Origin of the sequence: Lamprocystis purpurea DSM 4197, from assembly GCF_000379525.1 — a bacterium.
GTDB lineage: Bacteria > Pseudomonadota > Gammaproteobacteria > Chromatiales > Chromatiaceae > Thiodictyon > Thiodictyon purpureum.
In genome coordinates this window covers 17,398-30,595 of record NZ_KB902502.1, presented here as the reverse complement: position 1 = coordinate 30,595, position 13,198 = coordinate 17,398, and the positions used below count along the sequence as shown (strand labels likewise).

At 64.4% G+C, this 13,198-nt stretch carries 13 protein-coding genes; 9 read left to right on the top strand and 4 right to left on the bottom strand.

From position 1 onward, the window contains the following. Nucleotides 1-33: 33 nt before the first annotated feature. Complete coding sequence (locus tag A39O_RS0116305; RefSeq protein WP_020505736.1) at nucleotides 34-732, top strand: SDR family NAD(P)-dependent oxidoreductase; 699 nt, start codon at nucleotides 34-36, stop codon at nucleotides 730-732. On the opposite strand, the gene gatB is transcribed toward A39O_RS0116305, so the two are convergent. From gatB to gatC, 4 genes are all read right to left on the bottom strand, one after another. Further along, nucleotides 729-2,165, bottom strand: coding sequence for an Asp-tRNA(Asn)/Glu-tRNA(Gln) amidotransferase subunit GatB (gene gatB, locus A39O_RS0116300; protein WP_020505735.1), 1,437 nt, complete (start codon nucleotides 2,163-2,165; stop codon nucleotides 729-731). The genes A39O_RS0116305 and gatB overlap by 4 nt on opposite strands. Before the next feature lie 32 nt (nucleotides 2,166-2,197). After that, nucleotides 2,198-3,136 carry a J domain-containing protein gene (locus A39O_RS0116295; RefSeq protein ID WP_020505734.1) on the bottom strand — a complete coding sequence of 313 codons (939 nt, stop codon included), beginning with the start codon at nucleotides 3,134-3,136 and terminating at the stop codon, nucleotides 2,198-2,200. Nucleotides 3,137-3,364: 228 nt separating this feature from the next. Beyond that, nucleotides 3,365-4,819, bottom strand: coding sequence for an Asp-tRNA(Asn)/Glu-tRNA(Gln) amidotransferase subunit GatA (gene gatA / locus A39O_RS0116290; protein ID WP_020505733.1), 1,455 nt, complete (start codon nucleotides 4,817-4,819; stop codon nucleotides 3,365-3,367). Continuing rightward, nucleotides 4,819-5,106, bottom strand: coding sequence for an Asp-tRNA(Asn)/Glu-tRNA(Gln) amidotransferase subunit GatC (gene gatC / locus A39O_RS0116285; RefSeq protein ID WP_020505732.1), 288 nt, complete (start codon nucleotides 5,104-5,106; stop codon nucleotides 4,819-4,821). The genes gatA and gatC overlap by 1 nt, the downstream gene beginning before the upstream one ends. 268 nt (nucleotides 5,107-5,374) lie before the next feature. Here gatC and A39O_RS0116280 point away from each other — a divergent pair, with 268 nt between their 5' ends. The 8 genes from A39O_RS0116280 to A39O_RS33820 all read left to right on the top strand — a co-directional run bounded on the left by A39O_RS0116280 (nucleotide 5,375) and on the right by A39O_RS33820 (nucleotide 13,099). Continuing rightward, nucleotides 5,375-5,617, top strand: coding sequence for an AbrB/MazE/SpoVT family DNA-binding domain-containing protein (locus tag A39O_RS0116280; RefSeq protein ID WP_083924715.1), 243 nt, complete (start codon nucleotides 5,375-5,377; stop codon nucleotides 5,615-5,617). Continuing rightward, nucleotides 5,617-5,967: an endoribonuclease MazF gene (gene mazF, locus A39O_RS0116275; RefSeq protein WP_020505730.1), complete on the top strand. Its 351-nt coding sequence runs from the start codon at nucleotides 5,617-5,619 to the stop codon at nucleotides 5,965-5,967. Before A39O_RS0116280 ends, mazF begins: the two co-directional genes overlap by 1 nt. Nucleotides 5,968-6,266: 299 nt before the next feature. Further along, a complete protein-coding gene (locus tag A39O_RS0116270) occupies nucleotides 6,267-7,313 on the top strand; it encodes a rod shape-determining protein (RefSeq protein ID WP_026199467.1) in 1,047 nt (348 codons plus the stop codon). Further along, nucleotides 7,238-8,251 carry a rod shape-determining protein MreC gene (gene mreC, locus A39O_RS0116265; RefSeq protein WP_281170089.1) on the top strand — a complete coding sequence of 338 codons (1,014 nt, stop codon included), beginning with the start codon at nucleotides 7,238-7,240 and terminating at the stop codon, nucleotides 8,249-8,251. The genes A39O_RS0116270 and mreC overlap by 76 nt, the downstream gene beginning before the upstream one ends. Next, nucleotides 8,248-8,736: a rod shape-determining protein MreD gene (mreD, locus tag A39O_RS0116260; RefSeq protein WP_020505727.1), complete on the top strand. Its 489-nt coding sequence runs from the start codon at nucleotides 8,248-8,250 to the stop codon at nucleotides 8,734-8,736. The genes mreC and mreD overlap by 4 nt, the downstream gene beginning before the upstream one ends. 63 nt (nucleotides 8,737-8,799) lie before the next feature. Continuing rightward, nucleotides 8,800-10,629, top strand: coding sequence for a penicillin-binding protein 2 (gene mrdA, locus A39O_RS0116255; protein WP_407635644.1), 1,830 nt, complete (start codon nucleotides 8,800-8,802; stop codon nucleotides 10,627-10,629). Next, nucleotides 10,619-11,740 (top strand): rod shape-determining protein RodA, encoded by a 1,122-nt coding sequence (gene rodA / locus A39O_RS0116250; RefSeq protein ID WP_026199465.1) that lies wholly within the window; start codon nucleotides 10,619-10,621, stop codon nucleotides 11,738-11,740. Before mrdA ends, rodA begins: the two co-directional genes overlap by 11 nt. Nucleotides 11,741-11,941: 201 nt before the next feature. Next, entirely contained in the window at nucleotides 11,942-13,099 is a 1,158-nt protein-coding gene (locus tag A39O_RS33820; protein WP_245561912.1) for a septal ring lytic transglycosylase RlpA family protein, read from the top strand. Nucleotides 13,100-13,198: the final 99 nt, after the last annotated feature.

Here is a 13,198-nt window from a genome sequence, read left to right as displayed (position 1 = left end):
GGACTCCCCGGGCCCCCAACCGGAATTCGGACCATGTCCAAACACTTCCTGATCGTCGGCGGCACCTCCGGAATCGGTGCCGCCCTGCTGTCGAAACTCATTGAACAGGGGCACCAGGTCACCCAATTGTCGCGGCATCCGGAGTTGGTCGCCGACCACCCGCGGATCACCAGTGTGTGCTGGGATGTCCGTCAGGACGCCTTCCCGGGCGATCGACTACCGCCGGTGCTTGACGGACTGGCCTACTGCCCGGGGAGTATCCGTCTGCGACCCTTCGAGCGATTGACCGAGCACGAGTGGCGCGAGGATCTGGACCTGAATGTGATGGGCGCGGTGCGCGCCATCCAGGGCGCCTTACCATCATTACGTCAGGCTGAAAGCGCCGGCATTCTGCTCTTCAGCAGTGTCGCCGCGGGAACTGGAATGCCTTATCACGCCTCGGTGGCGGCGGCCAAGGGTGCCATCGAGGGGCTGACCCGCGCCCTGGCCGCCGAACTGGCCCCGCGCATCCGCGTCAACGCCATCGCGCCGACCCTGACCGCGACCCCCTTGGCCGAGCGATTGCTGGCAACCGCGGAGAAACGCGCGGCAGCAGCGGAGCGACACCCGCTCAAAGTGATCGGGGAGGCCGCCGATCTGGCGCGGGCAGGGGTCTGGCTGCTTGATGATGCACGCCTGACCACCGGCCAGATCCTGCATCTGGACGCCGGGCTCTCCAGCCTGCGGGTCTAGCCGCCGGCGAGTTTCTGCTTCAACAGGTCATTGACCTGTTGCGGGTTGGCCTTGCCCTGGCTCTGCTTCATCACCTGGCCGACGAAGAACCCGAAGACCTTATCCTTGCCCGCGCGGTACTGTTCGACCTGACCGGGGTTGGCGGCGATGATGGTATCGATCAGTGTTTCGATGGCGCCGGTATCGGTGATCTGCCGCAGTCCCTGGGTCTCGATCACCGTATCCGCATCGCCGCCCCCGTTCCACAGCGATTCGAACACCTGCTTGGCGATCTTGCCCGAAATGGTTCCATCCTTGATGCGCCGGATCATCCCGGCGAGCTGAGGCGCCGTCACCGGACTCGCGGTGATCTCCAGCCCGGCCTTGTTGAGTGCCGCCGCCAGATCCCCGCTGATCCAGTTCGCCGCCAGTTTGGGTTCGGCACTCGTCTGGGCGACCGTCTCGAAATAGCCTGCCAGGTCTCGGCTGGCGGTCAGCAGATTGGCGTCGTACTCGCCGAGGCCATAGTCTTCCCGGAAGCGTTCGCGCATGGCATCCGGCAACTCCGGCAAATCCGCCGTCGCGGCGGCGATCAAGGCCGCATCGACCTCGACCGGCAAGAGATCCGGGTCCGGGAAATAGCGGTAATCATTCGCCTCCTCCTTGGTGCGCATGGTGCGGGTCTCATCCCGGTCCGGATCATAGAGCCGCGTTTCCTGGACGACCCGGCCGCCGGCTTCGAGCAGATCGATCTGACGCTCGACCTCGAACTGGATCGCCCGCTCCAGGAAGCGGAATGAGTTGATGTTCTTGATCTCGGCGCGGGTCCCGAAGGTCGCCGTACCCAGCGGACGGACCGAGACGTTCGCGTCCACCCGAAACGAGCCTTCCTGCATGTTGCCGTCGCTGATTCCGATCCAGCGCACGATCTGGTGAACCTTGCGCGCATAGGCCACCGCCTCCTGGGATGAGCGCATATCGGGTTCCGAGACGATCTCGAGCAGGGGGGTGCCCGCGCGGTTCAGATCGATCCCGGTCAGCCCATGAAAATCCTCATGCAGTGATTTACCCGCGTCCTCCTCCAGATGGGCCCGCGTCACTCCGATTTCTTTCACCGTCCCGTCATCCAGCACGATCTCCACCCGGCCTTCGCCGACGATCGGAAACTCGTACTGGCTGATCTGATACCCCTTGGGCAGGTCCGGATAGAAATAATTCTTGCGGGCGAATACCGAACGCTCGGCGACCTCCGCGGCGATTGCCTTGCCGAAGCGCACGGCGAGTCGGACCGCTTCGGCATTGAGGACCGGCAACACGCCCGGCAGGCCCAGGTCGATGGCACAAGCCTGGGTATTGGGCTCAGCCCCAAAGCGGGTGGGCGCACCCGAGAAGATCTTGGACTGGGTCGCGAGTTGGGTATGGATCTCGAGGCCGATCACGGTTTCCCATTGCATGCTGTAGTACCTGGGGGAAGCTGAAGAGCGTTCTAGAATAAATAATTTGAAATCAGAAAAAACAGCGCAAGGATCGAAGTAAAAAGCAGCCCGATCAATACATAGTTGCCGATGTTGGCGGACGAGCGCTTGACCCGCGCCGATCTGCGGTTTGGCGGCAATGGTCTGCCATGCTCGTCGATCTCTACATAAAAAATGCCGTCGACGACGAATCCTGGGACTTCGCGGTTGCGGATACGCTCAAGGAGTTCCATCAACACCATGCCGTTTTCACTGGCAAACCGTTGGGCTCTGATTCCCCGGCGTTTGCCGGTGGTATCGTAACGCCAGGCCGCGCCGGTGTCGGGGATATCATATTTGTCCCGGATGACCTGCATGATCTTGTCAGGGTCGGCGCCGTCACCCAAAATCCGAATGGCCCGGTTGAGTTCTCTGGCGGCATCCCGGCGGCCATCCAGAATAAGACTTTTGCCGAAACCCAGCGTCTTGGGATTGGCTCCGAAATAGAGAGCCAAAAACTCGTTTTCCAGTTCAGCGGCCAATGTGCGGGCATTGACGAACTCTTTGGTTTTCAGGAGCCGGGCGCGAAAGGACTCGGCAAGTTTCCAGGAGATCCTGGCGAGTCCCAAACGGATCTCTTTCAGTTCGGGATAGAACTGGACCGCGATCTTCCAATCCGCATCCAACGGGCTGCCCGCCGTGGGTTCGGTGTCGCCGTCGGCGAAGGCGGTATCCGCGTTTTGCGTTGTTTTCTCCCGCAGCCGATCGTATTCCATGCGGGTGGCCGGATCGCTGAGGACGCGATAAGCCTCGTTGATAGCGGCCATGCGCTGACTGGCCTGGTCGCGGTCGATCCCCGACTTGTCCGGGTGATAACGCTGCGCCAGCGCTTTGAAGGCTGCACGCAGCACGACCGAGTCGGCTGATGGCGTCAGTCCCAGCGTCGCGTAATAGTCCTTATTCACGTTCATCTGAGTGTCAACGGTCTAGCTGTACCAGAGTGAAGTCAAGCATTCATGTTGGTCAACGGGATCACGGGATAGTGCATCCCATGGTATCACGCGGGCCTTGGTCATAAAGCCGGCCACATTGCGCTCTGCGCGGTCGTCGGTCCGCACAGCGGACCCTACGGATCACGGTTTCCCGTAGGGTCCGCTGTGCGGACCATCCGCGGCCGGCCAAAACGATGACCAAGGCCGTCACGCGCAGCCTGTGGGTACTGCGCAATGCCAGTGCGTCTCCTCCTGCAACCGATGTGCCACGTTGAGCAGTCGCCCCTCTTCGAAATAGTTGCCGATGATCTGCAGCCCGACCGGCAGGCCGTCGACCGGGGCGACCGGGATGGACATGCCGGGTAAGCCGGCGAGGTTGGTGGCGATGGTGTAGATGTCGCTGAGGTACATCGCCACCGGGTCGTCGCGTTTGGCGCCGATGGGGAAGGCGGTGGTCGGGCTGCTGGGGCCCATGATGACGTCGACCTGCGTGAAGGCGCGCTTGAAGTCCTCGGCGATCAGGTGACGAATTTTCTGCGCCTTGAGGTAATAGGCGTCGTAATAGCCGGCCGACAGCACGTAGGTGCCGATCATGATGCGGCGCTGAACTTCCGGCCCGAAGCCCTCGGCGCGGCTGCGTTGGTAGAGGTCTTCCAAGTCCCTGGGCGCCTCGCAGCGGTGGCCGTAGCGCACGCCATCGAAACGGGCGAGGTTGGATGAGCACTCGGCCGGGGCGACGACATAGTAGACCGGAACCGAGAGTGGACTGTTGGGCAGGCTGATCTCGCTCACCCGCGCGCCGAGTCGCTCATATTCCCGAATGGCGCCATCGATGGACGCGGCGGTGCGCGCGTCCAGTCCATCACCAAAATATTCTTTCGGCAGGCCGATCCGCAGACCGGCAAGGTCCTGATTCAGACCCGCGGTATAGTCGGGGACCGGGGTGTCGATGCTGGTCGAGTCCCGTGGATCGAATCCGGCCATGGCCTGGAGCATGAGTGCCGCATCGGCGGCGGAGCGCGCCATGGGGCCGGCCTGATCGAGCGACGAGGCGAAGGCGATCATGCCCCATCTGGAGCAGCGTCCATAGGTCGGCTTGATCCCGGTAATGCCGCACAGGGCCGCGGGCTGGCGGATGGAACCGCCGGTATCGGTGCCGGTGGCGGCGGCGCACAGCCGGGCGGCGACGGCCGCGGCCGAGCCGCCCGACGACCCGCCGGGAACCCGGGTGTGGTCCCAGGGGTTCTTGACCGGGCCGTACCAGCTCGTCTCGTTGGACGAGCCCATGGCGAACTCGTCCATGTTGGTCTTGCCCAAGACCACGGCACCGGCAGCCGCCAGGCGCTCCACGACGGTGGCGTCATAGGGGGCGATAAAGTTGTCGAGCATCCGTGAGCCGCAACTGGTGCGTAAGCCCTGCGTGCAGAAAATGTCCTTATGGGCGATGGGGATGCCGGTGAGCGGCCCGGCAGTGCCGGCGGCGAGTGCCGCGTCCGCGCGCCCGGCGGCGGCCAGGGCCGGCTCGGCGGCGACGGTGATGAAGGCGTTGAGGTCGGGATTGAGGCGCGCGATCCGCTCCAGGTAATGGCGGGTCAGTTCGACGCTGGAATAGCGGCGGGTGCGCAAGTCGTCCGCCAGCGCGAGGATGTTCTGCTCGTGCATCACTCGATCACCCTGGGAACCAGATAGAGCCCGCCATCGGTCTGGGGCGCAATGGTTTGAAAGCGCGCGCGCTGATCGGGCTCGGTCGGTACGTCCGGCCGCAGCCGCTGGGTTTGGTGCAGGGGATGGGCCATCGGTGCGACGCCCGCGGTATCGACTGCATCCATCTGCGCCACCAGCGCCAGAATGTTTGAAAGATCCTGGGCATAACGGGTACAGGCCGCGGGTGGAAGCGCGAGCCGTGCCAGGTGGGCGATCTTCTCGACGTCCGATTGATCCAGTGCCATTGCGATGCGGTTTCCTCTGGGGCTGGGCGGCGCGGGTGCCGTCGCGGTCATGCGGTCATAGAGTGCAACATAACATACCCCATTGGGGTGGCGGAACGCGGACCGTGCGGGGGCGGGTGAATCGCGTCCGCTGCAGGGCGGCTGGAACTCCCTGTGGACGGCAGCCGGGGAGTCAGGCGATTGCCGAAAAATGGTACATCGAGCTGACCTTGTTGCACCCCCGCTGTTGGCGTAAAGTATCAACATTGAAGATACGCTGGAGACCAACATGCGAGTGACTGTGAAAAAGTGGGGTAACAGTGCATCGGTGCGTATTCCCGCGGCCATCATGGCGGCCGCGCACCTGAGTCTGGACGAGACGGTTGATATGCGCGAGGAAGGCGGGTGCATCGTGATCGAGCCGATTCGCCCGAAAGAATATGACCTCGCTCGATTGCTGGCCGACATCACGGCGGAGAACCTGCACGCCGAGGTCGATTTCGGCTCACCACTGGGCAAGGAAGCCCTCTGATGGTTCGCCGTTACGTGCCGGAGGCGGGCGATATTGTGTGGCTGCATTTCGATCCGCAGGCCGGGCACGAGCAAGCCGGTCATCGGCCGGCGCTGGTCGTCAGCCCTGCGGCCTACAACGGCAAGACGGGCCTGATGCTCTGTTGCCCGATGACAACGCAGATCAAGGGTTATCCTTTTGAAGTGCCGATTGCGGGCGACCGTCCGAGCGCCGCCCTGGCCGACCAGGTCAAGAGTCTCGATTGGGGGGCGCGTCGGGCGCAGTACAAAGGACAGGTTTCAGCCGCCGAGTTGAATGACGTCCAGGCAAAGATCATGGCCCTGGTCGGACCGGTTGGCAGGTCGGGATGATCTGTCCTAACAGGATTTTCCGGTAATCGCCTGACCCTGCTGCTGGTCGTTGCCTGAGGATGACGCGTGCAGCGCCTTGCCGAGTTCCGCACGCGTTGTTAGATTAGCCGGCTATCCTGACCATCCCCCGGCCGTTGCGAAGACCGTCGGGCCTGTGCTGTCGCCGCTCGGTGTCGGACCTGTCCGCGGGCCTGGTCGGTCGGAGTCCCGCGTCCGGTCGTTCTTCGGGAGACCCTGTCGCCGCGCCCCGGATTATTCAGGGTGCTGTCAAGCGCCCCAGTTGCTAAGGTAAGTTACTGATGTTTATCAGACGTTTTCGTGGCATGTTCTCCACCGATCTGGCGATCGACTTAGGGACAGCCAACACCCTGATCTATGTTCGCGGTCAGGGCATCGTGCTCAACGAGCCCTCGGTCGTGGCGATTCGTCAGGACCGTGCCGGGGGAGCGAAGACAGTGGTGGCGGTGGGTGAGGAGGCGAAGCTGATGCTCGGGCGCACGCCGCAGAACATTACCGCCATTCGCCCGCTGAAGGATGGCGTCATTGCGGACTTCACCGTCACCGAGAAGATGCTTCAGTACTTCATCCACAAGGTGCACGAGGCGCGCATGGTGCGCCCGAGCCCGCGGGTGGTGATCTGCGTGCCCTGCGGTTCGACCCAGGTGGAACGGCGGGCCATCAGGGAATCCGCGGCCGGGGCCGGGGCGCGGGAGGTCTATCTGATCGAGGAGCCGATGGCGGCGGCGATCGGTGCCGGGCTGCCGGTGGAGGAGGCGCGCGGCTCCATGGTGATCGACGTGGGCGGCGGCACCTCCGAGGTGGCGGTGATCTCACTGCACGGAATCGTGTATTCCAACTCGGTGCGGATCGGTGGGGACACCTTCGACGATTCCATCATCAACTACGTGCGCCGTAACTATGGCACCTTGATCGGCGAGGCCACGGCCGAGCGGATCAAGCACGCGGTCGGCTCGGCCTTCCCCGGCAACGAGGTGCTCGAGATCGAGGTCCGCGGGCGCAATCTGGCGGAAGGTATTCCGCGCAGTTTCACGCTCAACAGCAACGAAATTCTGGAATCCCTGCAGGAGCCCCTGGCGGGGATCGTCGGCGCGGTCAAATCGGCGCTCGAGCAGACCCCGCCGGAACTGGGTTCGGACGTGGCTGAGCGGGGGATTGTGCTGACCGGCGGCGGCGCCTTACTGCGCGACTTCGATCGGCTGATCGAGGAAGAGACCGGCCTGCCGGTGATCGTGGCGCAGGACCCGCTGACCTGTGTGGCGCGCGGCGGCGGCAAGGCCCTGGAGATGCTCGATACCCGCGCAATCGACCTGCTCGCTACCGAGTAGCGGGGCGGTTTTCTCCGATCAAACCACTGTTTCTCCATGGGCCGTCACCCACCTTCCGGGTGATCCTGGCGGTCCTCATGGCGCTCGGGCTGATCGTGGCCGACCATCGCTACCAGCGCTTGGGGGCGGTGCGTTCGGTCGTGGCGGTCGTGGTCTATCCGCTGCAATTGCTGGCGGATTTGCCGATCCGCTACGTCCGCGGTGCTCAGGGTCGACTGGTGGACGAGCGTCGGCTGCGCAATCAGAATCAGTCCCTGCGGCGCGAGAACATGCTCCTCGGCGCGCGGCTCCAGCAACTCGCGTCATTGGAGGCTGAGAACATGCGCCTGCGTGACCTCCTGGGTTCATCCTTCAAGATCGGGGAACGGGTCCTGATCGCGGAGATTCTGGAGGTGGACCTGGCCGATCACCGGCAGCAAGTCCTGATCAACAAGGGAACCAACTCCGGGGTCTATGTGGGTCAGCCGGTGCTGGACGCCAACGCCGTGATGGGGCAGGTGGTCGCGACCAACCCGTTTTCAGCCACCGTTCTGCTGATTACCGATGCGGATCATGCGCTGCCGGTGCAGGTGAACCGCAACGGGTTACGCACCATCGCGGCCGGAACCGGTCTCAGCCAGGAGCTGGATCTCTTGCATATTCCCAAGAATGCGGACATCCGGATCGGCGATCTGCTGGTGACCTCCGGGATGGGCGGGCGCTTCCCGCCGGGGTATCCGGTGGCCCGCGTGACGGCCGTCGGGCATGAGCCGGACAACCCGTTCACCGCGGTCAAGGCGGAACCGACCGCCCGGCTGGATCGCAGCCGCGAGGTCTTGCTGGTCTGGACCCTGACCCCCGACGAGCGTCCGGATCTGCGCGGCCGGGTCGATCACCCCGGTTCCAGCCCCCTGGGTTCCAGCCTGGGCGGGCCGGTGCCCGCCGGGTCATTCCCTTGAACGAGGTCGCCCGGCGCGGCACCTGGGCGATCGTCGTCAGTCTCCTGGCGGCGCTGTTCCTCAGTATTCTGCCGATGCCCGGCTGGATGGAGGATTTCCGGCCCCAATGGGTGGTGCTGACGCTGATCTTCTGGTCATTGGCCCTGCCGCAGCGGGTGGGTGTCTTCTGGGCCTTCGGCGCCGGGTTGGTGCTCGACGTGATGACCGGCTCGGTGCTCGGTCACCATGCGCTGGGGTTCTCGGTCGTCGCTTATCTGGTGGTGGAGCTTCACCAGCGGCTGCGGATTTTTCCGTTGTGGCAACAAACCCTGTTCGTCTGGGTGTTGTTATTGGTGGAGCGGCTGCTTTACCTGTGGGTGCTCGGCGCCACCGCGGCGCCGACCCCCACCCTGATCTACTGGGCACCGACCTTCATCGGCACCGCCCTGTGGCCCTGGACCTATGCGGTCCTGCGTGACCTTGGGCGCCGGGCGGGGGCTTGCTGAGCCATGGCGCGCGATTCCTGGCCCGTGGATTCCAGGCTTGCGGACCGGCAACGCGAGCAGCGCCTGGTCGCCACGCGCGCCATCATCGCCGGAGTCCTGGTCTTCGCGGCACTGGCGATGGTGGCGGTGCGGTTGGCGCGGCTGCAGGTGCATGATCACGAACATTTCTCGGTCCTGTCGCGGGACAATCGGGTCAAGGTCCAGCCGGTGCCGCCCGCCCGCGGGCTGATCTACGATGCCAAGGGCGTCGTGCTGGCCGACAATCACCCCTCCTTTTCACTCGAGATCACCATCGAAAAAGTGGTCGATCTGGACGCGACCATCGCCGCCCTCGCCGCCATCATCCGTGTAGACGACAAGGACCGTGAACGTTTCGCGCGGATGAAACGTCAGCGCGTGCGCTTTCAGGGTGTCCCGCTGCGGCTCAATCTAACCCCGGAGGAGGTGGCCCGCTTCTCCCTGGACAGCTATCGCTTTCCCGGCGTGGAGGTCCATGCGGAACTGCTGCGCACCTATCCTCACGGCGAGCTGACGGCCCACGTCCTCGGTTACGTGGGGCGGATCAATGAGCAGGAAATGGAGCGCATCGATACCAGCGACTATGCCGGGACCAATTTCATCGGCAAGGGCGGCGTGGAAAAGGCGCATGAGTCACTGCTGCATGGGCATGTCGGCTATCAGCAGGTGGAGGTGAACGCCCGCGGGCGGGTCCTGCGGACACTGGAAGGCAAGCCGCCGGTGCCGGGTCGGGATCTGCACCTGTTTCTGGATATCGAGGTGCAGCGCGCCGCCACGCGGGCACTGGGCGATCGTCGTGGGGCCGTGGTGGCCGTGGACCCGCGCACCGGCGGCGTCCTGGCCCTGGTGAGTCAACCGAGCTTCGATCCCAACCCGTTCGTCGAGGGCATCGCGCAGAAGGACTATCACGCCTTGCTCTATTCGCCGGATAAACCGCTCTACAATCGGGCGGTTCGCGGTCAGTACCCGCCGGGGTCGACGGTCAAGCCCTTTGTCGGACTTGCCGGGCTGGTGACCGAGGTGACCAACGCCCGCAAGGCCACCTACTGCCCCGGCTATTACCGGCTTCCCGGCCAGAGTCACCGGTATCGTTGCTGGCGGCGCGGCGGGCACGGGTCCGTGACCTTGGAGCCGGCGCTGGTGCAATCCTGTGATGTGTATTTCTATGATCTCGCCCATGCGATCGGGATCGAACGTCTCAAGCCGTTTCTGGGCGCGTTTGGCTTCGGCGCACGCACCGGGATCGACGTGGCCGGCGAGATGAGTGGGCTGGTGCCGTCGAAGGAGTGGAAAGAGCAGGTGCGTAAACAAATCTGGTACCCGGGCGAGACACTGATCGTCGGGATCGGCCAGGGCGCCTTTCTGGCCACCCCCTTGCAACTCGCGGTCGCCACCGCGAGCCTGGCCAGTCGTGGACACTTTTTCCAGCCGCGCGTCGCGCGCAGCGCCAAACTGCCGGGAGCATCCGCCGCGGAGGATTTGCCGGTGGTCTCTCACCAGATCGACGTGGCCGATCCGCACCGCTGGGATCAGATCATCCATGCGATGACCCAGGTGGTGGAGGGTGCGCGGGGCACCGCCAAGGGCATCCGCAGTCAGGACTACCGGATCGCCGGCAAAACCGGCACCGCGCAGGTCTTCACTTTGGGCCAGAACCAGTCGTATAACGCGGCACGCATCGACGAGCGCATGCGTGATCACGCGCTGTTCATCGCCTTCGCCCCGGTGGACGACCCGCGGATTGCGGTGGCGGTCATCGTGGAGAACGGCGGGCATGGGGGTTCGACGGCGGCCCCGGTGGCGCGCCTGGTCATGGATGCCTATCTCGGCGGCTCCTCGCCGATGACCGACTCGGGATCAGTCGATGGCGACTAGGCCCTTGTCAGCGGGCTTCCAGTCGCTGGTTGACCGACGCGCGGGTTTCCTGCGGCGTCTGCACCTCGACACCCCGCTCCTGGGGGGCTTGCTCTTGCTCTGCGCCTTCGGTCTGGCCGTGCTGTTCAGTGCCGGGGACCGCGACCTCGCGGTGGTCGAGCGCCAGTTGTTGCGGCTCGCCCTGGCGTTCGGACTGATGTTCGTCCTGGCCCAGGTCTCGCCTGATCACCTGCGCCGCTGGTCGTTCCCGCTGTATGTGCTGGGTGTGTTGATGTTGTTGGCGGTCCTGCTGTTCGGCGACGTGGGCAAGGGTGCCCAGCGGTGGCTCGATCTGGGGGTGGTGCGTTTTCAGCCATCGGAACTGCTCAAGCTCGCCGTGCCGATGACCGTTGCCTGGGTCTTGGCCGCGCGGCCCTTGCCGCCCGGTTTGTTGCGGGTGCTGGCGGTCGCCGCGCTGATCCTGGTCCCGGTGGTCCTGATCGCCAAACAACCGGATTTGGGCACCGCGATTCTGGTGGCCGGCGCCGGGCTCACGGTCCTCTTCATCGGCGGTTTGGGCTGGCGCGTCATCGCGATGACGGCCGCCACCGCGGGGGGCCTGGCGCCGTTGCTATGGCACCATATGCGGGATTACCAGCGGCAGCGGGTCCTGACTTTTCTGGACCCCGCGTCGGATCCGCTGGGGTCCGGTTACCACATCATCCAGTCGCAGATCGCCATCGGCTCCGGCGGTCTGCACGGCAAGGGCTGGTTGAACGGCACTCAGTCCCACCTCGAGTTTCTGCCGGAGCGTCACACCGACTTTATTTTTGCGGTGATCGGGGAGGAGTTCGGTCTGTTCGGGATCCTGGTGCTGCTCGCCCTGTATCTTTTCATCATCTATCGCGGGCTCGTGATCGCGGTGAATGCCCCCGACACCTACGGGCGGCTGCTCGCCGGGGGCCTGTCGCTGGTGTTCTTCATCTATGTCTTCGTCAACACCGGCATGGTCACCGGCTTGCTGCCCGTGGTCGGTGTTCCGCTTCCGCTGATCAGCTACGGCGGGACCTCCATGGTCACGCTGATGGCTGGTTTCGGCATGTTGATGGCGATCCAAACGCATCGCAAATAGCTTTGTATTGAGCGGCTTTGCGGATATACTCAAAGTAATGCCTGATAATCTAAACCGCGTCCGGCGCGAAACGCGTAATTTTCATGGTGTGTTCGGCCTTGGGGGTTTAACCAACCTCGGTGGAGACGTGGTTTAAAATTAAAGTTTCTTGGAACTTTACACGCGGTGGCATTTACCGAAAAAAACCGGGGGAGTGGTCCAATGAACGCGCGCAACGCGAGCTTTCAAGAGGCGTCGAGGCGCCGTCGTTCTGCCATGGCGGCCAGTGTCCTGCAAACGGCTGCCATCTGCGGGTTGCTGGTGGCGCTGGGCGGGTGCGCCAGCCGGGGGGGGGATACAGCGGATGGTGCACCCGGTGATCGGGGTTTGAATTTGGGTGACACTCCGGATGCGGTCCCGCGCGTGGAGCCCCGCTCCAAGTACGGGAACATGGCCACCTATGTTGTACGCGGCAAGCGCTACTACACGAAGCCGGATAGTCACGGGCATGTGGAGCTGGGGATGGCGTCCTGGTACGGAAAGAAATTCCACGGGCAAAAAACCAGTTCCGGCGAGCGTTATGACATGTACTCGATGACGGCGGCCCACAAGACGCTGCCGCTGCCGACCTATGCCCGAGTGACGAACGTGGAAAATGGTCGGAGCGCGGTCGTGCGCATCAACGACCGGGGGCCGTTCCACGGGCCGCGGGTCATCGATCTGTCTTACGCCGCGGCCACGAAGATCGGGGTGGTGTCCAATGGCACGGCGATGGTCGAGGTACGTGCCATCGATCCAGGGCGTCCCGCTACCGACCCCGGACCCTCGCGCGGACCTTTCCTCGCGGCCAAACAGCCTCCGGCCCGCGCGTCGGCGGTGACCGCCAGTGCGGCACCGCGGCGGACCTCGGCCCCGGCCAAAGCGTCCGCGTCGCACGACCGGGCCGTCGCCGCGGCACTCGCCGCCATCGAATCCAGGCCGCCGACGCGGCCCGCGTCCGACACCAAGGCGCCCTCGCGGCCGCAATCGGCGGATGACGGGCCCACGGTCGTCGCAGCGAAGAGCGATTCAGCCTCCGACACCAGGACGGCCGCCGCCGCGCCCTCGCGTCCAGCGGTCGCCGCGGATGCCGATGGGGCAGGGAAGGAAGGGCTCTATCTCCAGGTGGGCGCCTTTGGCGATCCGCACAACGCCGAGCGCCTGCGTGAGCGACTGACCGTCCAGTTGGCCGAGCAAGTGCGCGTGCAGCGCCCCGCGGAGGGCGGCGCCAGTCTCTACAAAGTCCGCGTCGGCCCCTTTGGGTCGGAAGGCGAGGCGCGGCGGGTGTCCGCCAAGCTGTCGACCCTTGGCGTGAGTGAACCGCGGCGGGTCTGGAACTAAGGCGATTTCCGGCAAGCGCCCAAGGCGGGTGTCAAATAGCCGGCGCACGGTTAGAATTAAGGGCCATTCGCCTGTTACCACCGCGAGTCTCTATTTATT